Below are 24,047 nucleotides of genomic sequence, written 5' to 3'. Positions count from 1 at the left end.
GCTACGTCGGCGACATCATGCCCGACCTCCTGGCGGGCCTGTGGATCACCGTCCAGGCGACGATCTACGGCTCCCTCGTCTCGTTCGCCCTCGGACTGGTGTGGGCGCTGCTGCTGCGCTCCGGCCGCCGCTGGGTGACCTGGCCGGTCAGCATCGTCGTCGAATTCATCCGCAACACCCCGCTGCTGGTGCAGCTGTTCTTCCTGTTCTTCGTCCTGCCGAGCTGGGGCCTGACCTTCGCGCCGCTCACCACCGGCGTGATCGGCCTGGGCCTGCACTACTCGACGTACACCTCGGAGGTCTACCGCGCCGGCATCGACGGGGTCCCGCCCGGCCAGTGGGAGGCGGCCACCGCCCTCAACCTGCCGCGCCGGCGCACCTGGATCGCGGTGATCCTGCCGCAGGCGTTCCGCCGCGTCGTCCCCGCGCTCGGCAACTACGTCATCGCGATGTTCAAGGACACGCCGATGCTGGCCGGCATCACCGTCGCCGACATGCTCTTCCAGGCGAACAGCATCAGCGCCACCACCTTCGACTACCTGGAGCCGATCACCGTCGTCGGCATCCTCTTCGTGGTCATCTCCTACCCCACCTCCCTCCTCCTGCGAGCCCTGGAGCGTCGTCTTGTCCGCTGACCGCACACCGCCGAACGACCAGGCCGGCCCCGCGGACGGAAGCCCGTCCCGCCCGGAGGCCGGGGGAGAGACCGAGCTGATCCGCTTCGACAGCGTCACCAAGCGGTTCGGCACCCACACCGTCCTCGACTCGCTGGACATGACCGTCTACTCCGGCAAGCACGTCACCCTCATCGGCCCGTCCGGATCCGGCAAGACCACGATCCTGCGGCTGCTGATGACGCTGCTGAAGCCGGACGAGGGCACCATCAAGGTCGGCCCGCACTTCCTGACCCACGAGGAGAAGGCCGGCAAGCTCGTCCCCGCCGGGGAGAAGCACATCCGCGAGGTCCGCAAGAACATCGGGATGGTCTTCCAGCAGTTCAACCTCTTCCCCAACATGAAGGTGCTGCGCAACATCACCGAGGCCCCGGTGCACGTCCTCGGCCTCGACAAGGACGCCGCCGAGGAGCGCGCCCGCGAACTGCTCGACCTGGTCGGCCTGACCGAGCACCTCGACAAGTACCCCACCCAGCTCTCCGGCGGCCAGCAGCAGCGGGTCGCGATCGCCCGCGCCCTGGCGATGCGCCCGCAGGTGCTGCTGCTGGACGAGGTCACCTCGGCCCTGGACCCGGAACTGGTGGCCGGCGTCCTGGACGTGCTGCGGGACATCGCGCACACCACGGACATCACCATGCTGTGCGTCACCCACGAGATGAACTTCGCCCGGGACATCTCCGACTGCGTGATGATGTTCGACTCCGGAAGGGTCATCGAATTCGGCCCGCCGGAGCAGATCTTCAGCGAGCCGGAACACGAACGCACCCGGGAATTCCTCAGCGCCGTGCTGTGACCCGGCTGCGCACGGCACCGGGAGGTGTGGTGAAACCCCGGTGACCGGCGCGGCGTTCAGGTGGTGTGCCCCGCTTACCCGGGGCGCACCACCTTTCTCATTTCCGCACACCGGCACCCTTGCCCGCCGAATCCCGCAATATCGCCCGGAACGGCCCGGCGCGATCGGCTCAACAGTTCCTCAAGTCCCCGACCTATGGCCGAAAATGCGTCTAACGTCTACCGTTCCAACACTGCCTGCGCGACGCGCCTGACGCCACCTCATGACCAGGGTGGACGAACGGAGTCGGTCCGTCCCAGGTGTCTGTCCGCAGGAATTGCGACGGGGTCCCTTTTTCATGGGAAGGACAGTGGAGACGTGCACGTCTCATATTTCGCCATATCAGTCGGCGGCCATCGAAGAGCATCCGGCACCACCCGCCCCTCCTGGCCCGATGTCCCTCCTGGTGCATTCCCGAGGAGCTGATGTGAGCACGCACACCCAGGAGCCGCCGGTCCGCCATCCGGACGCCTACGCGGTGGTCGTCGCCGACACCGTCGACGACGTCGAGCACCTCAACGAACTGCTGCACAGCAATCTGCCGGTCCTCCTCGTCCGCGACCTGGACCAGGCCAGACGCCTGATGGACGGCGAACCGCCGGCGGGCACGGCCCGGCGGCCGGCCCCGCTCCGCGTCAGTCATCTGGAGATCCGGCCGGACGAACAACGGGCGCTGTGGCACGGCGTTCCGCTGGAACTGACGGCCCAGGAGACCGGGTTGCTGGCCCGCCTCGCCCGGGAGGGCACCCGGGTGGTGTCGTTCCCGGAACTCGTCAGGGACGTCTGGGGAGCGTCCTGCGGGGTGGACACCACGGTGATCCACAGCGCCGTACGCCGCCTGCGGCGGAAGCTGGAACAGGCCGGCGTCGATGTGTGCATCGCCTCGGTCCGCGGCTACGGCCTGCGGCTGGCACCCCCGGCCCGGCAGCCGTCAGCGAACTGACATCGCCCCGACATTGGCCGCCCCGCCGGTCTCCTCAAGACTGAGAGCGATTCACCGGCGGGGACACCGCCGGGGGAATTCCGGACACTATCCGGAATTCCCCCGGGCGGATCGCTCCCGCCCCGGCCGATAAGGAATCGAAGGGGGATACAGATGTGCGTTCACCAGGCAGCCCGCGCACTCCTCGTGAGTGCCGCCACCGTGAGCATTCTCGGTACGACGGGAATGGCATCGGGCACCGCGCTCGCCGCGGACCACGGGGCCACGGTGCAGAAGCAGAGCTGCAAGGTCTCCGCCTACACCGACCGGGTCGACCGCAAGACCGACAAGTTCGGCAGCGGCGCCATCAAGTGCAACTACAAGCCCGCCTACACCAAGTTCACCGTCACCCTCTACAAGGGCAAGAAGAAGATGGCGACGGCCCATTGCGAGAGCCACGGCAGGTCCTGTTTCAAGTCGACCCGCGAGGTCAAGGACGACATGCCGGTGCAGAAGTGGCGCACCAAGGTCACCGCCTCGTGGGGCAGGGGCCTGCACAAGACCGTGTGGAGCCACGCCCTCTACGGCTGAGCCGTCCCGGCGCACGACCCGGCCACCGGCCGTCCGGCCGCCGGCCACCACCACCTCATGACCAGCGAAGGCAGATACGCATGCGCAGGATGATTGCGGGCGCCGCGGGAGCCGCGCTCGCCGCCACCGCCCTGGTGGGCGCCCTGCCGGGCGCCGCCTCGGCCACCGGCAGCGATGTCCACGCCCAGAAGAAGGTCTACAGCCAGAAGGCGAAGCCGACGAGGAAGTCGACCAGGTTCGACCCCTACTGCAACACCGTCTCCAACGGCCGCAAGATGGCCGGGATGGCGTGCTTCCGGGCCAAGGGCGACCGGGTCTGGATCAAGGACACCCTCAAGGACGGCCTGCGGGTCGAGGTCCGCGGCACGGTCAACTCCGGTGGCCAGCCGGGCTACCGGTGTTACGGCAACTACAAGGGCGGCTGGCAGGTCTGCAACTTCGACCGCCAGATGGCCGAGAAGCATGTCTTCCTCTGGTACGTCAGCACCTGGAAGGGCAACAAGATCAAGTGGACCAGCGACGAGAAGATGCTCAGGACGTCCTGAGCGGGTAGCCGGCACCGACGTCCTGAGCGGATCGTCGGCCGTACCGGACCGACGGGCCGGCGGCCCGTCCGACGCCGCGGCGGCACCCTCGCCGTACGCTTCACGGCCCGCCGGCCCGTCGCGTCCCGCCTTCGACCTGCAACGGACCAGCTACCGGCCATGAGTTGGCCGAATCTCATCGCTTCCCCTGCGCTCCCGGGGCCCTTCCCCGCCGGCCCCGGGGGCGGTCGGGTGCCACCGGGGCGATCCTGCCCCGGGGCCTCGACCTTCGTGACCTTGGCATATGCCAGAGTCTCAAGCCGCAGTACAGAAAACTGACGCCCACCTCTTTTCGGTCAAGACCCCCTCCATAGGAGGGCGTTGGCCGCTATCGTGATAGCAGCCCCGTTGTCCGGGATCGGTCGTCCACGACGTCGTCCGGCCCGCCTGCGGCGGTGACGACGCAAGCGGTACCAACCTGCTAGGGGGACACCGTGGCGCTGAAGCCCGAGCCGACCGCGCCGTTCCATTCGGTGCAGTACGCCCTGCGCGTGCTCGAAACGATCTCCAGGCACGCCGAGGGCGTGACCGATGTGCAGATCGCCCGGGAAACCGGCCTGTCCCCGGGCCAGCTGGCCCACCTGCTGTCGATGCTGCGGCGCGAGGGCTATGTCGAGCAGGTCTCCGACGGCGCGTACGTCGTCGGCGAATCGCTCCTGCTGCTGGGATCCGGCGGCGACCGCGAGCAGGCGCTGCGCGACAAGCTGCAGCGCACCCTCGACCAGCTGCGGGACTCGGTCGGCGCGGCGGTCTACATCAGCCGGTACATCGACGGCGAGGTCAAGATCCTGCACTACGCCGACGGCCCACTGGCACCGAAGGTCAACGAGTGGGCCGAATTCCGCCGCACGGCACACGCCAGCGCGGTCGGCAAATGCCTGCTCGCGCAGCTCGACCACGACGGCCGCATGGACCACCTCTCACGCCACAAGACCGCCCGGCTCACGTCCCGGACGATCACCAACGAGAAGGTGCTCTTCCACAAGCTCGACAGCCAGCCGCCCACGGTCCCCGTCCTGGACCTCCAGGAGTACGCCGTCGGCACGGTCTGCGCCGCCGTACCGATCACGGCCGGTTCCACGGTGGGCTGCCTCGCCCTGTCGATGCCCCTGGAACACGCCCACCGCCTCCGCCAGGCCGCCGACACCCTGAACCGGAAGGCGGCGCCGGTTCTGCTGTCGTTGGCGATTTGAGCGGTGGCGGTTTGGGCGGCCGTTTCAGCGGTGGCAATTTGAGCGGTGGGGCCTTCGGGGATCGGGGCGGGGCGGGCGGACCCGGGCTCTCGACAGATGGCGCTCCCGGCAGGTGGCGCTGTCGGCAGGTGGTCATGAGCACCCCTCTCGACCAGGTAGTATTTCTTTCGTCAGCGCGCGCCGCTAGCTCAGTTGGTTAGAGCAGCTGACTCTTAATCAGCGGGTCCGGGGTTCGAGTCCCTGGCGGCGCACGTAGGAAGTGGGCGCCCTCGGTTTCCGGGGGCGCCCACTTCGTTGTGCCTGCGGGGCGTTACGAGTCCTGCGACGCCTGCCGCCCAACGCCCACCGCCACTCTCCGGCCCATCCGGTCACCGCCCCGTCCGGTCACCGCCTCGTCCGGTCACCGCCTCGCCTGGTCAGCGCTCCAGCAACGCCATTCGATCGTGCTCGCGGTAGACGTCCAGCAGCGCGTCCCGGTCCTCCGCCGTAAACCTCCGGTACCCCAGGTGGCCCGGGTGACCCGGACGACCCGGGTGACCCAAGTGACTCATAGGCCCCGTCCCGGCCGGCCCCTCCCCCATCGGCCCCTCCCCCATCGGCCTCCACCACACCGGTTCCGGGCAGCGGAAGCCGGTGCGCCGCAGCGCGACCCGGTGGACCTTGTTCGTGGCGGTGACCGGCAGCGCTGCGACCGTCCGTACGAACCGGGGCGCCATCTTCGTCCCGAGGTCGGGCTGTGCGGCGAGGAAGGCCGCGAAGTCCTCCGGGTCGAATCCGGCCCCGTCGCGCAGCGCCAGGGCCGCCATCACCTGGTCCCCGGCAACCGGGTCGGGCACGGCGTACACCGCGACCCCGGTGGCCGGGGCGTAGCGGGCGAGGATGTTCTCGATCATCGCGGCGGCCAGGTTCTCGCTGTCGACGCGTAGCCGGTCGTCGGTCCGCCCGGCGAAGTGGAAGAACCCCTCGGTGTCCCGGAAGAAGAGATCACCGGTCCAGTACCAGCCGGCCCCGGCCTGCCCTCCCGTGGACCGGCCGCGCGTACGGTCCGCGGTCGCCTCGGGGTTTCGCCAGTAGCCCTCGAAGGAGCTGCGGCCCCGGTTGACCAGCTCGCCGATCGCCTCCTCACCGTTGAGCAGCCGGCCGGACGCGTCGAGCCGGGCGGGTGGCAGTTCGTCGCCGGTCTCCGGGTCGACGACGGCGAGATCGTCGCCGGGAGCGGGCCTGCCGATGGCGCCGGGCGGGGTGTCCGGGGTGCGCTGGATGGCGGCGCCGCCCTCGGAGGAGCCGTACCCCTCTATCAGGCGGACGCCGAACCGCTCCGCGAACCGGGCGACGTCGACGGCGCCCGCCTCGGTGCCGAACCCGGTACGCAGCGGGTGATCACGGTCGTCGGGGGCGGGCGGGGTGGCGAGCAGGTACTGGACGGCGCGCCCTACGTACGTGAAGTACGTGGCGCCGTAGCGGCGTACGTCGGGGAGGAACGCGGAGGCCGAGAAGCGGCGGCGCAACGCGATGCCCGCGCCGCCGGCCAGCGCGGGGGCCCAGCCGGCGATCACGGCGTTGCCGTGGAACATGGGCATGCAGAGGTAGTGCACGTCGTCCCGCCGTACCCCGAGGAAATCGACGAGCGAACGGCCGGCGGCGGCCAGCCGGCCCTGGGTGCACAGGGCGGCCTTGGGCGCCCCGGTGGAACCGGACGTGAAGTAGAGCAACATCAGCGTCCCCGGCCCCGGCGCCGCACCCGCCCCCCGCCGCCCCGCAACCGGCAGGGTGTCCCGCGGCGAGACCCCCTCGTACGGGCGGAGCAGCTCCTCATAGGCAGGGTCGTCGACGATCAGAACCCGCTCGGAGGACACCATGCCGAGTCCGGGGCCGGGGGCGGGTCTGGGGGCGGGGGCGGGGCTGGAGTCGGGGCCGAGTTCGGGGTCGGGGTCGGGGCCGGGGCCGGGGTCGGGGCCGAGTCCGTGACCTGGGCCGGGGCCGGGTCCGTGACCTGGGCCGGGGCCGGGTCCGTGACCTGGGCCGATACCGAGTCCGGGTTCGAGTTCCAGTCCGGTGAGCAGCGGTAGGTAGCGACGTTCGGTGATCAACAAGGCGCAGTCGGTGTGCCCGATGTCGCGCATGAGCTCCGGGCCGCGCCGCGTGGGGTTGATCCCGACCACGGCTGCTCCGGCGAGGGCCGCCGCGCTCAGCCACAGGGGATACTCGAGGACGTTGTCGAGCAGCACACCGATGTGCGGCTCCGCACCGCGCGGCAACAGCTCCCCCAGCAGCGCGGCCCGCGCCGCGGCTCCCCCTGCCAGCTCGTGATGCGTCAGCACCCGCTCCCCGCACCGCGCACCAACCCGCTGATCACCCCACTGCGCCTGCACCAGCTCAGCGACGGTACCGGGCCCGCAGCCGCCCGCAGCCTTGCCGCTGCTGCTCCTCTTGCCGACGCTGTCGCCCCTGCCGTCGCTCGCACCCTTGGCCGTGCCGTTGACCTTGCCCTTGTCCTTGCCCTCGTCCTTGCTGTTGGCCTTGCCCTTGGCCGCCGTCATGGCGCCGAACTGTAACTGACACCCCGTCAGTTTCCTACCCCCGCCGCTTTCCCTGCCCCTTCCACTACCGCAACCCACAACCCGCAACCCGCAACAAGCGGGCTGTCCCCGCCTACCCACCCGCTCCCCCCGGCCGCACCTCAACCCGTGGTACCACCCCACACCCCCACCACAACCAACCCGTGGTGTGACGCCCCCAACTTCCGACCCTCGTAACGTAATTAACGCCTCCCCGAGGGAAGCCGGGGAGGCGTCAAGGGCAGCAACGCCCAACGAGACAGGTGGAGGTCAGAGATGGCAGGCGGCCAGGAGGAGCGGCAGCTCAGGACAGGTCGACGTCCGAGCAGGCGTAGAAGGCATTGCCGGTGTCGGCGATGTTCCAGACCCCCAGGATGATGTGGCGGCCCGACTTCTGCGTGGGGATCGTGCCCTGATGCTGGACGGTTTCCCCGGGCCGAGCGCCGCCCATGGGGACCGTCATGAACGGCTGAGGTTCGAGGTCCGCGCGGGTGAGGGGCTTGGTGGGGTCGTAGCTGTCCTTGGTGATGAAGTACTCGAAGTCCGTGGTGGCGTGCCGTGCGGTGAGCCGCCAGGTGAAGGTGTAGCCCTGGCCCGGAGTGAGCTGGGTGCCGGGCCACTTGCCGCCACGGGGGTCGTCGAGCTGGGCGAAGTCGTCGTGACCGCCGGAGCAAATCTTGCCGTCCGCGGGACCTGCGGCAGGGAAGCCCTTCGACCCCTCAACACTCTGCGGCTCGTACTGAATCGCACCGCAGTCCTTGACGGTGCCGTTGGCACAGAGCGCCTGCCGGCTCGGCGGCGCATCACTGTAGCCGTGGCTGGAGGCGCTGCCCGTCGAGAGCAACGAGACACCGAGGACACCGAGCCCGATGACGGCAGCACTGATCTTTTTGCGCATGCTTCGCTCCTGAAGAACGTGGGGGAGTTCCGTGAGCTGAGTGAAGTGCCGTGCGGTCTAGACCAAATCGCAGACTAATAACCGGTGTTGAGCATGTCCAGACCAATGCCATGACTGAATCCAGTCGGTCATCGAGCGGAGCAGCGATCAGACGGAGGCCCGAGGCCCACCGCTGGGGCGATACGGGTGACCGGACCGCGGCGGGTGTTGCTCGGCTCGGGGCCGGACGACGATCCGGGCGGGGCGATATGGATCGGTTCGGTTCGGTTCGACTGCCGCTCGGATCGGGGCGGCCGGCCCCGGATCGATACGGGCGACCGGGATAGACCCGCCGCGGGCTTGACCGATCCGAGGCGACCGATCACCGCGGAGGGGTGATCGGCGCGGGATCGGTGACGCGGTGGCGGCTCGACGCGGGGGCGGGGTGGGGCCGCGGGAAGGAGTGGGGCCAGGGCGGGCAGCTTCGGGGCAGGGCAGCGGCGGACGGGTGCGGCGAAGGGCAGGGGCGGACGGGTGCGGCGAAGGGCAGGGGCGATCGGGTGCGCGGCGAAGGGCAGAGGCAAACGACTGTGGTGAAGGGTTGGGTCAGTCGGCTGTGAAGGGTGGTGGGTTAGCTGCCTGTGAGGCAGGAAGGGCAGGTCAGGCGGCTGTGGGGAGGGGGGTGGTGGGGCGGGCGGCGGTGTGGACCAGGGCGGTGTAGGTGCGGCGTAGGGCGATCAGGGATTCCTGGGCCTCGCGGTAGACGGCGGCGTCGGGGCCGCCGCGGTGGGCGAGGGTGCGTACGGGCGCGCAGTGCCGGTCCATCGCGCTGAGCCACGCACGGTGCTGGGCCGGGAGGTGGCGGCGCAGGAGTTGGCGGCGGCCCTCGCCCATGCGTCGGCCGCCGATGCCGAGTACCGCGTCGGCGGCCTGGAGTACGGGCGGCTCCAGGGCACCCTGTTCGACGAGCGCGCCGAGCACCGCGCGCTGCTGCGGAGTGGCCGGCGCGGCCGCCAGTTCCGCTGCTTCCGCCTGGAGTTGGGCGCGCAGCGCGTGCTGGACCCGTACCAGGCGGCGGAGCGCCGTCGGCGTGGAGGAGTCGTCGGGCGAACGGCCCGCGAGGGTCTCGGCGAGCCGCAGCAGCCAGATCCCGTGTGCCTCCAGGCGGGTGGCGGCGAGCATCAGCCGGTCCAGGCGGCTGAGCGGTTGCCCTTCGGGGGCCCAGCGCACGATGGGTACGAGCTGTTCGGTGCGGGCCAGTTGGTCGATGGGGATGTGGCGGCGGGGCTTGCGTTCGGGGGCCCAGTTGTGGAGGGCGAGGGTGGGCAGCGCGACGAACTGGTCGTGATCGATGCGGTGCGCGATGGCCGCCCACAGTTCGAGGAACGCCTCGTCGGCGACCTCGCGTGCGGCCGGCGCCTGCGGGTCCAGTCCGCACCAGCCGCACGCCACCGCGATCACGGCGATGCGCATGGCCGCGGCCTCCGCGTTGCGCGGCGAGAGACGGGAGACCCGCTGTCGCAGGGCGGTCAACTCGCCGTCGCGATGGGCGCGTTCGACGAGTGCGACGGCGGTCTCGCGGTCGGGTGCGGTCGCGGCGGCACGCGCTATGGCGTCCAGCCGGCTCCACGTTCCGATCATGGAACGGACCGGTGGCCGCTCCGGCAGGAAGCCGTGTACGCGGGGGTCGTGGCCGGCGCCCTGCTGGCCGCCAGCGCCGCCGTCGGTCGACGGGTCCGCTTCCGTACCGCGCCGTGCGGCCGGTACGGAGCCCGCCACGCCCGGAGCCGCCACCGTCCCGGACATAACAGAAGCCTCTTCCACCCCGACCGACCCCAGCATCGTTTTCGTCCCCGGAGTCGCTTCCGCCCCTGGCATCGCTTCCGTCCCCGGAGTCGCGGACGTCACCGTCGCAGCCCCGACCGCCGGCCTCGCCCCAGCCACTGCCCTCGTCCCAGCAGCCGCATCCGCCCCAGGCACTGCTCCCGTTCCCGCAGTCGCAGCCGCATCCGTCCGGGCCGTTGCCGGCGTTCCCGCGTCGGCCTTCGCTCTTGCCGTTGCCGCCACCGTTGCGGTTGCTGCCGTCGGCGTTGCCGTTGGCGTTCCCGTTGGCGTTGGCGTTGGCGTTGCCGTGGTACTGATCGTGGTCTCCCCCATAAGCCTTTCAGCCCTCCCTAGCTTTTCCCCGCGAGAAGCCGGGCCAGGTGCATGTCCATGTCGAGATAGCGGCTCTCGTCGCCGGGTGGGACGATCGCCGCGGTCTGCTCCAGCCAGGCGGTGAGTTCTGTGGCGCGCACCGTCAGCTCGCAGACGCTGTCGTCGGTGGTCAGCTCGATGTGCACCTGGCGCTGCTCGCCCGGCCGGCGGAACGGCCATACCCGTACGTCGCCCTCGCCGGCCTCGTCGTACAGCCCGATCAGCAGCAGGTCACGGGCGAATACCCAGGTGGAGACCGTGCGGCCGCGGCTGAGGAAGGCCACCTCGACCTCGTACGGGCGGTCGCTGCGGTAGCTGAACCGGCCGGCCACCGGAACTGCTTCTTCCGGTCCGAGGAGGAGCCGCATCTCAAGGGTGCGTTTGGCTGTCGACACCACGACGATCAACCTTTCCGACAGAGGGGCGAGTCCCGGGTGCCCGATCCGGGGCGCGCGTCCTGGCAGACGTTGCTGTGGAGTGTGGGGTTGCGGGAGGCGGAGGAGGAGTGACGGACGCCATGGCCGCCTCCCTCTTCACGTGCTCGATCCGTTCGCCCCGGCTCTTGCCTGCAGCCTCTCAACCGCTAGGACATATCGCATGTTGACGGGGCAACTGCTGCGCTACGGCCTGGGGTCGGTGAATTCGATCTTCACAGAGCCAATCGGGCGGTTCGGTAGGCGAAGGTCCCGGGATCAGGGGACTTTCGACCCGGGGGGGGTGGCAATTGCGCGATAGGGGGCGGTGGAGGGAGGCGGGGAGGCGGAGCGCCGTAGGCGGGGGCGGCGGGGAACGGAGGCCGAGGGGGGAGGGCTGGAGGGTGGGACTGGAGGGTGGGGCGAGGGCAAGCGGAGTGGCCGGGATCACAGGCGCTGGGTGCGTGAGCTGGGCTGTCCGGGGTACGGAGCACCGCCTGAGTTCGTGTAGAGTTCTTCACGTCAGCAGGCGCCGCTAGCTCAGTTGGTTAGAGCAGCTGACTCTTAATCAGCGGGTCCGGGGTTCGAGTCCCTGGCGGCGCACTGTAAGACTGAGGCCCCTCGCCAATGGCGGGGGGCCTCAGTCATGCCCTGGCCATGCCCTCGGTCCACGCCCTCGGCCGCACCCTCAGTGGCGCCTTGAGTCATGGCCTCAGCCACGCGCGGTGGGGCGGCGATTCCATCCCCCGCCCCCTGCCCCCGTCGACCTGCGGGCTCTGGCCTGGCTGTGAGGTGCGGCCCGGCGCGGCTGTGATGTGCGGCCCACCCGACTGTGAGGTTCGGCTCGGCTGTGGACTGCGGCAGGGCTGTGGGCTACGGCCCGGGTGGCGGCCCGTGGGATGTGGAATGCGGGACGTAGGCCGGGTTACCCGGGCCAGGCGGACGGGGTGATCTTCGTTTCCCGTACACCCTCGGAACACGCGGTCTCGCTGTTACGTTCTATGCCGATATGCACCGACTCATTACGGCTCGTTCTATTACGGGCCGTTCCGATGGTGGGCTGCTCCGATGGTGGGGTGACGCGTCCGGTGGCCATCCAGAGGACGCGGGGGGCGAGGGTCGAGGGCGCCCACCAGGGCTGTCCAGACCTGCCAGCCGCCGTCCACCGGAAGGAGCAGGGTCCCGCGGCGGCCACCGAGAAGATCACGCCGGGCGGCACACCGACCGGCACGGTGCGTGGCCCGTGGCTGCCGAATTCCAGCAGACGCGTCCGGCCGCCGGCGTCGAGCGGGAAGGGTGCTTGCGCGGGCCGGCCGGGGCGATCCGGTCGACCTCGCCCCCGGGGGATGCGTCCGGGGAGCTTCCAGCCCTCGTCGGCCACGAAGTCAGCGAGTACCTCGCCCTGAGAACTCGAGCCTGAGCCCCAGCCCAAGCCCGAGCCTGCCGTTCCGCGGGCATTCCCTCCGACGGCCGCGGTCGGGGTCGCAGCCGCGGCCTCCGGGCTCTCCGGCGACCCGCGCCCAGGTCCAGCCCGAGCCGCGAAGCGCCGTGGGGACGGCGACGGGGCAGGGGCGGGACCTGACATGGCCGGTCTGACATGGCCAGCCTGGCATGGGGCCTGGTGCAGCCGTTGCGGTCGGCCCGCCGGCGTCGGCCGCGGCGTGCGCCGCTGCTGTCCCCTCGTGCGCCGGTTCGCGGCGGTGCCTCGGTACGTGGTGCGCGCGCCCCGTCGAGTGCCAGGTCGTACGCATGCCGTGCGGTGATCCGGCCGGATCGCCGGACGTGGGACGTGGGCGGTGACGGTGACGGCGGTGACGGTGACGGCAACGGCGAGGGCGCAGGGGTGAGTGCCGTGAGGAAGGTCCGGAGCAACACCGCAGGGACGGGGCCCGCGCCCAGGGAGAGTCAGCCAGCTTGCGGTCAGGGCCATGAGGGCGGGCAGGCCCGCTGCGGTCACGCCATGATCGAGGCGGGGGCGCCGGCGCTCATCCGAACGCCCCGAGTGTGCTCGCCCCGCACCCGCGATACCCGTTTTCCTCTTCACCTTGGCGGCGGCCCTCTTCTGCTGTTCAGCGGCGTCTTCCTGGCGTCCTTAGTGTCGTTGAACCTCCTCACCTGCGCTCATGCCGATGGTGCCGTGAATGCTGTTGATGCCGACGTCGATGGCCAGTTCGTGGGTGCCGAACGGGGCATGTGGTGCGCGGAGCGCGGTGGATCGGCCGCGTACGTCCGTCACTCGCCAAGCGGGGGCGTATCGGCCACTCCGCCAAAAGGGAGCGCCAAGTGGGCATTTTCGGGCGGTTACGGGCTCGGGCTATGCGCGCTCCGCCATACACCGTCCCGCATTGCACAGCCTTGTCCGTATCCCCCTTGGACCGTCTTGCGATCAAGGGACCGGTTCGGGACCCTGACCAGGGAACTCGGCCGAAAAGTGGCTGGGTTCAAGGGAGTTGGGGACTAAGCGATGCGTCGGCTGGCGTGATGTGGACGTCGGGGAACCCGTGGCTCGAAAGGGCGGCCGGGGGCGTCCGTCACACCGCCGGAAACGGCCGCCGCCGCCCGCCGGCGCGGCGGCCCGACACCAACGAGCCCGAGTCGGTCGAGGGGGACCGAGGAACCGGGCGCCATCAGCAGATATGGCACGCAGCAGGGGCTGCGTGCGGGGGGATGGACTCATGACGTCGCCGCCTGACGACGTCCGGCCGCAGCATTCGCGCGGTCCGGACCCGGACAATCCGCTTCCACACGAGGACGATTCGTCGAGAGTCGAGTCGTCGCCGACCCACGACCCGACGCCGTACGGCATGCCCACGGCGTACGGCATGCCCACGACGTCCGAGGAACGGTCACACGATCGTCCGCCCGGCTCGCCTGCAGACGACTGTCCCGCAGACGACTGCCCCGCGGACAGCACGCTCGCAGACGGCTGTTCCGCGTACGGCACGCTCACAAGCGGCTGGCCCGCGGACGTCTCGCCCGTAGGCAGTTCCTCTCCACATAACGCTCCTCCCCAGAACGCTCCTCCCCAGGGCGCGCCACCACCCCACACACCGCCACCCCCCACACTTCCACCCGCCCCGCTACCACCCCCCACACCTCCGTACGGCACGCCGCCAGACACTCACCCCCACACCTCACCCCCCGTCATCCCACCCCCACCACCCACCACCGCCCGACCACGCCTACGGCGGCAGCAAGCGCTGCAGCGACACCAACGGCAGCAGGGGCCCCAAAGGCAGCAGCGGTACCAAAAGCAACAGCGGCTCCGGAGGCAACAGTCATCCGGCTCCCAGGAGTCGCTGCCGCGTTATGACTACGAGCACTACAGCCGGCTGGCCGGGCCGCTCACCCAGCCGGAGCCTGGGCGGCCGTACCGGGTGCGTTATCGGTCGCTGCTCGCCGGGGAGCCGCACCGGGTGCGGGCGGCGTTGCTGCTGGGGGCCGCGCCGCTGCTCTCGCTGGGGCTGCTGACATGGCTGCTGCAGCCCGGGCACTGGACGCAGCGCGCGTATCCCGCGCACGCGTTCCTGCCGGCGCTGGACTTCGTCATGCTGGTCTCGATCGGGCTGATCGAGTTCTTCCGCTGTATGAACGTGCTCTCCAACGCGCACGCCACGCTCGTCGCCCGCGACCCCGTGCCGGTCGTGCCCGAGAGCGGCACCCGGGTCGCCTTCCTCACCTCCTTCGTGCCCGGCAAGGAACCGCTGGCCATGGTGACGAGGACGCTGGAAGCGGCGGTCAGGGTGCGGCACCGCGGTCCGGTGCACGTGTGGCTGCTGGACGAGGGGGACGACTCCGAGGTCAGGGAGGTCTGCCGGCGGCTGGGGGTGCGCCACTTCACCCGTAAGGGCATCCCGCAGTGGAATCAGGCCAAGGGGCCGCATCGCGCCAGAACCAAGCACGGCAACTACAACGCCTGGCTGCAGGCGCACGGCGACGACTACGACTTCTTCGCCTCCGTCGACACCGACCATGTGCCGCTGCCCAACTACCTGGAGCGGATGCTGGGCTTCTTCCGCGACCCGGACGTCGGGTTCGTCATCGGCCCACAGGTGTACGGGAACTACGACAGCTTCGTCACCAAGGCCGCCGAATCACAGCAGTTCCTCTTCCACGCACTGATCCAGCGGGCCGGGAACCGCTACGGCGCGCCGATGTTCGTCGGCACCTCCAACGCCGTACGCATCAGTGCCCTCCGGCAGATCGGTGGGCTGTACGACTCGATCACCGAGGACATGGCGACCGGTTTCGAGATGCACCGCCACCGCAATCCGCTGACCGGCCGGAAATGGCGGTCGGTGTACACGCCGGACGTGCTCGCCGTCGGTGAGGGCCCCACCGCCTGGACGGACTTCTTCACCCAGCAGCTGCGCTGGTCGCGCGGGACGTACGAGACGATCCTCAAGCAGTTCTGGAAGGCGCCGTTCACCCTGTCGCCGGGGCGGCTCTTCAACTACACCCTGATGGTCATCTTCTATCCGATGTCCGCGTTGAACTGGCTGCTGGCGGCGCTGAGTTGTGGGCTGTTCCTGGGGCTGGGCGCCTCGGGCGTCGACATCGACCCGACCGTCTGGCTGATGCTGTACGGCAACGCGTCGGCGCTGCAGATCGGGCTGTACGTGTGGAACCGGCGGCACAATGTCTCGCCGCACGAACCGGAGGGGTCGGGCGGGGTCGCCGGGATGGTGATGTCGGCCCTGTCGGCGCCGATCTACGCGCGGGCGCTGTGCGATGCGGTGCTGCGCCGCAAGAGCCGGTTCGTGGTGACGCCGAAAGGCGATTCGTCGAGCCCGGACACGCTGTTCGGGACGTTCCGGGTGCATCTGTTCTTCCTGGTCGTCTTCGGGGGATCGCTGGGCGCCTCGTTCGTCCTGGGGCACAGCCACCCGGCGATGATCGTCTGGGCGGTGCTGGCGATGCTGATCGCGATCGCGCCGATCGTCGCCTGGCGGCTGTCCGTACGCGAGGAGAAGCGGCGGCGGTGGCAGCGGCGACAGCAGCGGCGGCGGCAGGCCGAGGAGTCCCTGCCGCCCAGCGCGTCCCTGCCACCTAACGAGTCTCTGCCGGCCGATGGCTCCCCACTGACCGACAAGTCCCCGACGACCGATGGATCCCCGCCGGCCGATGGATCCCCGTTGGCCGATGAATCCCTGCAGACCGCTCTTGGGGGACGTCACACATGAAGTACCGTCCGAGCCGTCGCCTGCGCCGACTGGCGATCGCGACGGCGGCAGTGCTCGCACTGGCCGGGGTGAACGGGCCGGTTCTCTACGGCTTCGCCTCCGAGGAGTACCACCAGTACGCGATCAATCAGCCCGGGTACAAGGCGGCGAACGGCCACTGGGAGGTCGTCGACGTCCCCGCCGCGTACCGCATCAACACCATCCACGCGGCCCTGCTGCACACCGGCAAGGTGCTGCTGGTCGCCGGGTCCGGCAACAACGCCGCGAACTTCCGCGCCAAGTCGTTCCGTACGGTCCTGTGGGACCCCGCGAAGAACACCTTCACCAACGTCCCCACGCCCAAGGACCTGTTCTGCTCCGGGCACACCCAACTGCCGGACGGCAAGCTCCTGGTGGCGGGCGGCACCCAGCGCTACGAGAAGCTGAAGGGAGACGTGAAGAAGGCCGGCGGGCTCATGATCGTCTACAACGAGGATCCCGACGGCCCCCGGACGTTCCCGGCCGGCACGCTCTTCACCGGCCGGCAGAACGGCAAGACCTTCGCCTCCAAGGACCCGGTGGTGGTGCCGCGGGCCAAGAAGACCAAGGACCCGGTGACCGGGCGGGTGACCGTGACCCACAGTGAGGCGCGGATCTACGTCGAGGCCCTCAAGGACGGGCGGAAGTACGCCACCGGCGCCCAGGACAACTACCGGATCCACGGCCTGACCGGCGCCGATGCCCGCAACTTCTACGGCATCGCGCAGAAGCTCTCCTTCGACAAGAAGGACTTCCAGGGCATCAAGGACGCCTTCGAGTTCGACCCGGTGGCCGAGCGCTACCTCCGCGTCGACCCGATGAACGAAGCCCGCTGGTACCCGACCCTGACCACCCTTCAGAACGGCACGGTGCTGTCCGTGTCCGGGCTGGACGAGATCGGGCAGGTCGTCCCCGGCAAGCAGGAGATCTACGACCCGTCGACGAAGAAGTGGCACTACCTGCCGCAGCGGCGCTTCTTCCCCACCTATCCGGCGCTCTTCCTCACCGACCGGGGCCGGATCTTCTACTCAGGCTCCAACGCCGGCTACGGCCCCGACAACGTCGGCCGTACGCCCGGGATCTGGGACCTGCCGTCGAACTCCTTCCGGCCGGTGCCCGGGATGAGCGACCCGGACCTCCTGGAGACGTCGATGTCGGTACTGCTGCCGCCCGCGCAGGACCAGCGGTACATGGTGCTGGGCGGCGGCGGGGTCGGTGAGGACCCGCGGTCCACGGACCGGACCCGGATCGTGGACCTGCGCGATCCCGCACCGCGCTTCCGGGACGGGCCACGGCTGTACGCCAAGGCCCGCTACCCGAGCAGCGTGATCCTGCCGGACGACACCGTGCTCACCACCAACGGCTCCGGTGACTACCGGGGGCGCAGCGACTCCAACGTCCTCAAGGCGGAGCTGTACGACCCGGCCGCCGGCACCGCCCGGCCGGTGGCCGACCCGTTGGTGGGCCGCAACTACCACTCCGGTGCGCTGCTGCTGCCGGACGGCCGGGTGATGACCTTCGGCTCCGACTCGCTCTACGGCGACAAGGACAACACCCGGCCGGGCGTCTTCCAGCAGGAGATCGACCTCTACACCCCGCCGTACCTCTTCCGGCCCTCGCGGCCACGGCTGATGGACGCCGGTCCGGGTCCCCGGACGGTCCGGCTCGGCGGTACGGCCACCTACCGCGCCCCGCACGCCTCCGCGATCAAGAAGATGCGGTTGATCCGTCCCGGGGCGTTCACCCATGTCACCAACGTCGAACAGCGGTCGATCGCACTGGACTTCCGCGTGACCGAGGGCGGCGACGGGGTGACGGTGACGCTGCCGTCGGACCCGTCACTGGTGCCGCCCGGGTGGTACATGCTCCACGCGGTCGACAAGGCGGGCACCCCATCGAAGGCGGTGTGGGTGAAGGTCCCTCCAAGGGATGGGAGTTGAGCCCGGGAGGTGAGAGTTGGGCCGGGGAGGTGAGAGTTGGATCCCGTAGGAGGGAGTTGAATGCGGTAGTAGGAGCGAGTTGAACCTGGCGGGAGCGAGTTGAGCTGCGGTCTCGGCCCGCTCGGCCCACTGGGCCCGTTGACACTTCTCCCGGAACCGGCCCGGACCAGTCCGGTCCGGGCCCGTCCGGCCCGGTCCGGGCGGGCGACCGTGTCAGCGGGCCCGTCCGGGCGTTGCGGGCCAGCGTGTCAGTGGGCGTTGCGGGCCAGTTCGAGGGCGTAGGACGGCCACCAGTCGCCCGCCTTGGGGCCGCCCTTGCAGGTGCCGTCGGACTCCCCGGGGCGCTTGATCCAGAGGTAGCCGGATATCAGGGGGTCGCCGGTCCGGGTGGTGGGCGGGGTGCCCAGGGCGCGGCCGGGTGGGTTGCACCAGCTCTCCCGGTCGTCGCCGCCCGGGGCCGGGCCGTTGCCGTTGCGGCTGGTGTCGATGACGAAGTGCTTGCCGCCGACGAGGGCGGAGAGGCGTGTGCCGTATGCGGTGTTCTCCTTGGTGGTCTGGTAGTTGGAGATGTTCAGCGCGAAACCGTCGGCGCGGTCGATACCGGCCCGTTTGAGCGGCTCGGCCATCCGGCCCGGGTCCTTGATCCAGTGCGGATTGCCGGCGTCCAGATAAACGGTGGTGTGCGGCAGCGCCTTGAGCCTGCCGACCGCTTCGGTCAGCAGGGCGTAGCGCTCCTCCCGGAACTGCGCGGGAGTGCATCCGTCCGCGAGGTGCGGCAGCGCGTCCGGCTCCAGGACGACCGTGGCGGCGCGGTCGCCGATGCCCTGGACGACGCCGTCCAGCCAGGCGCGGTACGCGTTGCCGTCCGCGGCGCCACCGCGGGAGTAACGGCCGCAGTCGCGGTGCGGGATGTTGTAGAGCACCAGCAGCGCCTCGCGGCCGGCCCGGTCGGCCGCTTCGGTGAAGCCGCGGGCCTGGCCCTGTGGGTTGTCGACGCCTATCCATTCGGCGACCGGCTGCCGGGCGATCCGCTCGACCAGCCGGGCGTCACCGGCCTTGCCCTGCTTGCCGTACGCGGACACCTGGCGGGCGGCCGTACTGTCCGGGTTGACCCAGTACGGCGTCACGGACCGGGGGCGTTGGCCGGGTCTGCCGGGCACGGCAGCCTCACCGCCGCCGCTACCGGACGACGAGCAGCCCGCAAGCAGCAGCATCACCGCCGCCAGCGGCGCCACCCCTTTCGCGGCGGACCGCCGCACTTTGCCGTACATCGACTCCCCCCTCGGAGCACGGAACACATGGAACAGACGGACGGAATTCACGAACAGGCACCACTCGTAGACGGGCACCGCTCATGAACAGACGCCACTCATGAGCAGACCCCGCTCATGACCTGACGCCCCTCATGAACTGACGCCCCTCATGAACTGACGTCGCTCATGAACAGGCCGAACGCATCGACGCCAGACCGGTACAAGACCGGCATATGGCCGCCGGCCGGAACCATCGTGGCACACCGCAACCTCGCCACGGTCGGCCTGTGGAAAACCTGTCCACAGGCCGCTACGGCGGCCGGGCGTAGGCGCGACGTAGGCACGGCACGGGCATGACGTAGGCATGACGTAGGCATGACGTAGGCAGTGGCGTGGCGCGTCAGCCGCGGGGTGCGCCGGAGGGCTGATAGCCCGTCAGGTAGGCCGAGACGACCACTACGCCCTTGCCGTCGGGGGTCTCCCCGGTCAGCCGGAGTTCGGAGCGGCCGGGGTCGTGGGCGGCGTGGGCGGCGGAGGCGGTACGGGCCTCGAAGCGGGCCCGGTCGTAGAGCTGGACGTCCTCGACCGCGAACCGGACCGTGCTCCCGTCGGAGCGCAGGACGTCCACCCGCTCCCCCGGTGCGAGACCACTGAGCGACGGGCGGCGGCCTCCCATCAGGCCAACCCGGCCACCGGTCACGCCGTCCCGGCCCCCGGCCCGCTCCCCGCCACCGGTCCCGCTCCCGCCCTGCAAGCTGAGCAGCGCCGCGCCCGCCTCCCCCGGTTGTGGGCTTTGGGCGTACCACCGGATCGCCGCGTCGGACATGCCCAGTGCGGCGATGCGGAGCCGGGTGGGCCGTACGGTGGCGGGGGCCGGGACCGGGGCGTGCGCGTGCGGGGGTGCCTGGCGGCCCAACGGGCGGCCGACGGCGGCGACATCACCGGTCGTGGTGAGCGGGGCGGTCACACCGTCGGACAGGTCGCGGCCCCACAGCCACAGTCCCAACAGCAGGACCGCCCAGGCCACTCCGGTCAGCAGCTGTCCTGGGCGGCCGTGGCTGTTGGCCCCGGGGCGGCCGTGCCTGTTGGCCCGGGGTCCTTCGCCGGTCCGGGGTCCCTTGTCCGTCCGGGGCCCCTCGTACGTCCGGTGCATCTCGTCCGCCCGGGGCCCCTCGTCCTCCTGGGACACCTCGTGCGTCCGGTGCACCTCGCTCTCAGCTTTCATCCGCCTCGCCCTGCCGTTCGCGGCGCAGTCGCAGCCGGAGCCGCAGCAGCTGGCCGGCGATGACCAGGGCAGCGCCGCCGGCCAGTACCAGGCCGACGGCCGAGGTGCTGCTCAGTTCGCGGCGCGGGGCGGCGTGCGGGGCCGGGCCGAGCGGTACCGGTCCGGGCGCGGCGGCCGCGAGCCGGGTGGGCGCGGGGTGTGCGCCGCCGTGGGTGGCCGGCGGGCGGGTGACGGAGACCGTGTCGGTCCGGGCGCCGTACGGGTCCGCCGCGTACGCCGGCGCCATCGTCACCGCGGCGGTCGCGACCGCGGCGCAGAGTGCGAGTTGCGGTGAGCCCATGGTGAACCTCCGATGCCTCCGAAGGTCCGCCCCCGCGGGCCCGCCCGCATCCGGTGCGGCCCGAAGCTGCGCCGTTCGGGTGGCGGGTCACCTCCTGGCGGGTCGTCTCCCGGCCGGTGACTTCCCGGCGGGTCGTCTCCCGTCGGGTCACCTCCTGGCGGGTCGTCTCCCGGCCGGTCACCTCCTGGCCCGTCCGGCAACGGATGCCTTCCCCTCACGTGGCAGGGTCCAGCGGGACCACTCCGAAATGCTCGCCGCGCATGCCGGACCGCTCGGCCATGTCGACCAGCGCGCGGGCGTGATCAGCGCGGGTGATGCGACTGGTCAGGTCCCCGACTTCGGTGAGGGCGTATCCCCCGACGGGCGGTGCCTCCGGGGCGAAGTCTCCGGCAGGGCTCACGGCCGTCCAGTGGAGTCCGGAGGCATTGATCACCTCCAACGCGATGCGGTGCGCCATGGAGAAGGGCCGGTACTCCGCCGGGAAGCCGTCGGTGTCGACGGCTGGCACCCCGGAGGCATCGGGCAGCAACGAGGCGATGCTCACCCAGACCAGCCGGGCAACTCCCGCGTCCTGCGGACCGGTCACCAAGCCGTTCGCCGCGGCCTGGAAGAAGGCTCTCGGGTCAGCCGCAGCGGGCGCCACGGCTGCGATCGCGACATCATGGCCCGATACGGCCCGTGCCACTGCTTCCGGCTGGGTGATGTCCGCGTCAGCGCTTCTCAGGGACGTCACACGGTGCCCGCGTGCGGTCGCCTCGGCCACCGCCGCTCTGCCGGTCTTGCCGCTTGCTCCGAAGATCACGATCCTCATCATGCGCTCGACCGTAGGCGGCGCCTCGGTTACCGATGGGGTACCTACACTTGGGCCATGCGCCGACTCTCGCCCGAGACGTTCGACGAACTGTGCCCCTCCTCGATGCTGCCGGTCCGGATGCAGAACAAGTGGGCGCCGTTGATCATGCGCCTGCTCGGCGAGGGGCCCCAGCCGTTCAGCGAGCTGCGCAGGGCACTGCCGAGAACGAGTCCCAAAGAGCTGACCCGCGCACTGCGTTCACTCGACCGCGACGGATTCCTCACCCGTGTCACCGACGCAGACTCCTCCGGCTACCGCCTCACCCCGCTCGGGCAGAGCCTTCTCGTCGTCCTCCTGGACGTCTATGCCTGGACCGCCGAGCACTGGGACGAACTCGTCGATGCTCGCGAGCGCGGAGAGCGCGCAGAGCGTGCAGAGCAGTCGGCCACCTATCCGTCCTCTCCCCGTGATGGCGCACCGGCCGGAGCTGCTCGTACGGTAGGACCATGACCGAGCGTAAGCCCATCGAATCCTGGCTCACCGACATGGACGGCGTCCTGATGCACGAGGGCGTTCCCGTGCCGGGGGCCGATCGCTTCATCAAGAAGCTGCGCGATTCCGGCCGGCCCTTCCTGGTTCTCACCAACAATTCCATCTACACCGCGCGTGATCTGCACGCCCGCCTTAACCGGATCGGGCTGGAAGTGCCGGCCGAGAACATCTGGACTTCCGCTCTGGCGACCGCCACGTTCCTGGACAACCAGCACCCGGGCGGTACGGCGTACGTCATCGGCGAGGCGGGGTTGACCACCGCGCTGCACGACGCCGGTTATGTCATGACGGATCTGAACCCGGACTTCGTCATTCTGGGCGAGACCCGGACGTATTCCTTCGAGGCGCTGACCAAGGCGATCCGGCTGATCAATGACGGTGCCCGTTTCATCGCCACGAACCCCGACAACACCGGCCCCTCCCCCGCGGGTGCCCTGCCGGCGACCGGATCGGTGGCGGCGCTGATCACCAAGGCGACGGGGAAGGAGCCGTACTTCGTCGGGAAGCCCAACCCGCTGATGATGCGCAGCGCGTTGAACGCGATCGGTGCCCACTCCGAGTCCTCCGCCATGATCGGCGACCGTATGGACACCGATGTGCTGGCGGGGCTGGAGGCCGGGATGGAGACGTTCCTGGTGCTGACGGGGCTGACGAGTCGCAGCGACATCGATCAGTACCCGTACCGGCCGACCAATGTGGTGGACTCGATCGCGGATCTCGTCGACCTGGTCTGAACCGGGGCCGAGGCCGGGCCGGTGGCGGGCCGGGGCCGGCCCCCAGCCCAGCCCCATCCCGTCCCGTCCCCGTCCGGCCCGGCCCCGCCCGTCCCAGCTCAGCTCCCCGTTGCCGTCTTCCAGGCGTTCACGTACGAGTCCAGGTTCTTGTCGATGTCCTTCCAGTCGGGCTGGAAGACCTCGACGTCCTTCATGAGGGCGGCGAGGGCCTTGGCGTGGGCGTCGGCGGGCAGGGGAAGCGGTCCAGGCCGACGAGATTCCGGCCGGGCCGGCGACCCTGGCCGCGTACCCCCTCCGTGTAGCTGGCGAGGGCGAGCGGCTGCTCCGGCTTGGGTCCGGCGACGACGGTGCCGCGCCCCGCCCGCCGCAGCCGGCCCTCCAGGAGGAGCTCGCGCAGGGCCTGGCGCAGCGTCTCCCGCGAGACCGCGAAGCGCACCGCCAGCTCGCGCTCGGTGGGCAGCACCTCCCCCTCACCCAACTCCGCGAGCAGCGCGGCGATTTCGACCTTGGCCGCGTAGTACTTGGGGATGCGCCCGTGCTCGGGGACGCCGGACCGGACGGGCGCGCGAGGATCCTGGCCGTACATGAACTCCAGCCCGTGATCCTCGCACCCGGGGACGGGCCGGCCGGGGACCGGTCCGCGAAAACCCCGGAGACGGCAGGGCCGGCCCGGTGGCACGCTGGGCGCATGCTCGATCACATAGCGGTCCAGGTAACGGATGTGGCGGCCAGCGCCGCCTTCTACGACCGGGTGCTCGCCCCGCTCGGCGGGGTACGGACGAAGGAGTTCGGGGAGTTCCTCTGCTTCGGCACGACCGGCCACACGCTCTGGCTGGTCCCGGCCACGGACCAGGGCCCGGGCCGCGAACTCCATCTGGCGTTCAGCGCGCCCGACCGGGCGGCGGTCGATGCGTTCCATGCCGCCGCGGTGGCGGCGGGTGCGGAGTCGCTGCACGCGCCCCGGGTGTGGCCGGAGTACCACGACGCGTACTACGGGGCGTTCGTCCGCGATCCCGACGGCCACAACATCGAGGCGGTCTGCCACACGCCGTAGGGGCGCGGGGTTCGGTGGCGGCGGGCGGGGGGTCGGCGGGCGGCGGGGCTCGGCGGCGACGGGCGGGGGCTCGGCGGCCGGGGCGGCTCGGCGGCCGGCGCGGCTCGGCGGCCCT

The 24,047-nt window shown here is 70.6% G+C and carries 20 protein-coding genes, 2 tRNA genes and 2 pseudogenes; 13 read left to right on the top strand and 11 right to left on the bottom strand.

The features are described 5' to 3' along the window. Positions 1-17 precede the first annotated feature (17 nt). The 7 genes from ehuD (at position 18) to ACFV1J_RS36030 (ending at position 5,047) form a co-directional block, all read left to right on the top strand. Positions 18-635, top strand: coding sequence for an ectoine/hydroxyectoine ABC transporter permease subunit EhuD (ehuD, locus tag ACFV1J_RS36060; protein ID WP_385865489.1), 618 nt, complete (start codon positions 18-20; stop codon positions 633-635). Beyond that, positions 625-1,467, top strand: coding sequence for an ectoine/hydroxyectoine ABC transporter ATP-binding protein EhuA (gene ehuA, locus ACFV1J_RS36055; RefSeq protein WP_385865469.1), 843 nt, complete (start codon positions 625-627; stop codon positions 1,465-1,467). Before ehuD ends, ehuA begins: the two co-directional genes overlap by 11 nt. A 466-nt stretch (positions 1,468-1,933) precedes the next feature. Continuing rightward, complete coding sequence (locus tag ACFV1J_RS36050; RefSeq protein ID WP_385865467.1) at positions 1,934-2,449, top strand: winged helix-turn-helix domain-containing protein; 516 nt, start codon at positions 1,934-1,936, stop codon at positions 2,447-2,449. A gap of 201 nt (positions 2,450-2,650) precedes the next feature. Then, a complete protein-coding gene (locus ACFV1J_RS36045) occupies positions 2,651-3,019 on the top strand; it encodes a hypothetical protein (RefSeq protein WP_385865466.1) in 369 nt (122 codons plus the stop codon). 80 nt (positions 3,020-3,099) lie between these two features. Next, positions 3,100-3,564 carry a hypothetical protein gene (locus tag ACFV1J_RS36040; RefSeq protein WP_385865465.1) on the top strand — a complete coding sequence of 155 codons (465 nt, stop codon included), beginning with the start codon at positions 3,100-3,102 and terminating at the stop codon, positions 3,562-3,564. A gap of 473 nt (positions 3,565-4,037) precedes the next feature. After that, positions 4,038-4,796 (top strand): IclR family transcriptional regulator, encoded by a 759-nt coding sequence (locus tag ACFV1J_RS36035; protein ID WP_385865463.1) that lies wholly within the window; start codon positions 4,038-4,040, stop codon positions 4,794-4,796. Between the two features lie 177 nt (positions 4,797-4,973). Next, positions 4,974-5,047, top strand: a tRNA-Lys gene (locus ACFV1J_RS36030). Positions 5,048-5,212: 165 nt separating this feature from the next. On the opposite strand, the gene ACFV1J_RS36025 is transcribed toward ACFV1J_RS36030, so the two are convergent. The 4 genes from ACFV1J_RS36025 to ACFV1J_RS36010 all read right to left on the bottom strand — a co-directional run bounded on the left by ACFV1J_RS36025 (position 5,213) and on the right by ACFV1J_RS36010 (position 10,822). Next, positions 5,213-7,336, bottom strand: a complete 2,124-nt coding sequence (locus ACFV1J_RS36025) for an AMP-binding protein (protein ID WP_385865462.1) — start codon at positions 7,334-7,336, stop codon at positions 5,213-5,215. A 322-nt stretch (positions 7,337-7,658) separates the two neighbouring features. Continuing rightward, a complete protein-coding gene (locus ACFV1J_RS36020) occupies positions 7,659-8,252 on the bottom strand; it encodes a lytic polysaccharide monooxygenase (protein WP_385865460.1) in 594 nt (197 codons plus the stop codon). A gap of 639 nt (positions 8,253-8,891) precedes the next feature. Next, a complete protein-coding gene (locus ACFV1J_RS36015) occupies positions 8,892-10,037 on the bottom strand; it encodes a hypothetical protein (RefSeq protein ID WP_385865458.1) in 1,146 nt (381 codons plus the stop codon). Positions 10,038-10,405: 368 nt separating this feature from the next. Then, complete coding sequence (locus ACFV1J_RS36010; protein ID WP_385865456.1) at positions 10,406-10,822, bottom strand: SsgA family sporulation/cell division regulator; 417 nt, start codon at positions 10,820-10,822, stop codon at positions 10,406-10,408. Between the two features lie 547 nt (positions 10,823-11,369). On the opposite strand from ACFV1J_RS36010, the gene ACFV1J_RS36005 reads away from it, so the two are divergent. Next, a tRNA-Lys gene (locus tag ACFV1J_RS36005) sits at positions 11,370-11,443 on the top strand. Between the two features lie 1,489 nt (positions 11,444-12,932). Here ACFV1J_RS36005 and ACFV1J_RS36000 read toward each other — a convergent pair. Continuing rightward, entirely contained in the window at positions 12,933-13,076 is a 144-nt protein-coding gene (locus ACFV1J_RS36000; RefSeq protein ID WP_385865454.1) for a hypothetical protein, read from the bottom strand. Positions 13,077-14,139: 1,063 nt separating this feature from the next. On the opposite strand from ACFV1J_RS36000, the gene ACFV1J_RS35995 reads away from it, so the two are divergent. Next, positions 14,140-16,023: a glycosyltransferase family 2 protein gene (locus ACFV1J_RS35995; protein ID WP_385865487.1), complete on the top strand. Its 1,884-nt coding sequence runs from the start codon at positions 14,140-14,142 to the stop codon at positions 16,021-16,023. Continuing rightward, positions 16,020-17,981 (top strand): galactose oxidase-like domain-containing protein, encoded by a 1,962-nt coding sequence (locus tag ACFV1J_RS35990; RefSeq protein WP_385865452.1) that lies wholly within the window; start codon positions 16,020-16,022, stop codon positions 17,979-17,981. Before ACFV1J_RS35995 ends, ACFV1J_RS35990 begins: the two co-directional genes overlap by 4 nt. A 248-nt stretch (positions 17,982-18,229) precedes the next feature. Here ACFV1J_RS35990 and ACFV1J_RS35985 read toward each other — a convergent pair whose 3' ends face one another. The 4 genes from ACFV1J_RS35985 to ACFV1J_RS35970 form a co-directional block, all read right to left on the bottom strand. Further along, entirely contained in the window at positions 18,230-19,252 is a 1,023-nt protein-coding gene (locus tag ACFV1J_RS35985; protein WP_385865450.1) for a glycoside hydrolase family 6 protein, read from the bottom strand. Positions 19,253-19,634: 382 nt separating this feature from the next. Further along, entirely contained in the window at positions 19,635-20,459 is an 825-nt protein-coding gene (locus ACFV1J_RS35980; protein ID WP_385865449.1) for a class F sortase, read from the bottom strand. Further along, positions 20,449-20,799 (bottom strand): hypothetical protein, encoded by a 351-nt coding sequence (locus tag ACFV1J_RS35975; RefSeq protein WP_385865447.1) that lies wholly within the window; start codon positions 20,797-20,799, stop codon positions 20,449-20,451. The genes ACFV1J_RS35980 and ACFV1J_RS35975 overlap by 11 nt, the downstream gene beginning before the upstream one ends. A gap of 214 nt (positions 20,800-21,013) precedes the next feature. After that, the gene (locus tag ACFV1J_RS35970) at positions 21,014-21,613 is read right to left on the bottom strand and encodes an NAD(P)-dependent oxidoreductase (RefSeq protein ID WP_385865445.1); all 600 of its coding nucleotides are present in this window, start codon (positions 21,611-21,613) and stop codon (positions 21,014-21,016) included. A 54-nt stretch (positions 21,614-21,667) separates the two neighbouring features. Between ACFV1J_RS35970 and ACFV1J_RS35965 the strand changes: the two genes are divergently transcribed. Both ACFV1J_RS35965 and ACFV1J_RS35960 read left to right on the top strand, forming a co-directional pair. Beyond that, complete coding sequence (locus ACFV1J_RS35965) at positions 21,668-22,102, top strand: winged helix-turn-helix transcriptional regulator (protein ID WP_385865444.1); 435 nt, start codon at positions 21,668-21,670, stop codon at positions 22,100-22,102. After that, positions 22,099-22,878: an HAD-IIA family hydrolase gene (locus tag ACFV1J_RS35960; protein WP_385865443.1), complete on the top strand. Its 780-nt coding sequence runs from the start codon at positions 22,099-22,101 to the stop codon at positions 22,876-22,878. The genes ACFV1J_RS35965 and ACFV1J_RS35960 overlap by 4 nt, the downstream gene beginning before the upstream one ends. A gap of 98 nt (positions 22,879-22,976) precedes the next feature. Here the strand turns inward: ACFV1J_RS35960 and ACFV1J_RS35955 are convergent. Together ACFV1J_RS35955 and ACFV1J_RS35950 are read right to left on the bottom strand one after the other, a co-directional pair. Beyond that, a pseudogene (locus tag ACFV1J_RS35955) lies at positions 22,977-23,102 on the bottom strand (2-aminoethylphosphonate ABC transporter substrate-binding protein); the annotation flags it as partial. Positions 23,103-23,104: 2 nt separating this feature from the next. Beyond that, positions 23,105-23,464 (bottom strand): annotated as a pseudogene (locus tag ACFV1J_RS35950) (GntR family transcriptional regulator); the annotation flags it as partial. A 102-nt stretch (positions 23,465-23,566) separates the two neighbouring features. On the opposite strand from ACFV1J_RS35950, the gene ACFV1J_RS35945 reads away from it, so the two are divergent. Further along, the gene (locus tag ACFV1J_RS35945) at positions 23,567-23,932 is read left to right on the top strand and encodes a VOC family protein (protein WP_385865442.1); all 366 of its coding nucleotides are present in this window, start codon (positions 23,567-23,569) and stop codon (positions 23,930-23,932) included. The last annotated feature ends 115 nt before the right edge of the window (positions 23,933-24,047 follow it).

Source organism: Streptomyces sp. NPDC059649, from assembly GCF_042734445.1.
Classification (GTDB): domain Bacteria; phylum Actinomycetota; class Actinomycetes; order Streptomycetales; family Streptomycetaceae; genus Streptomyces.
The sequence above is the reverse complement of the archived record's forward strand: the minus strand, read 5'-3'. Positions and strand labels throughout refer to the sequence as shown.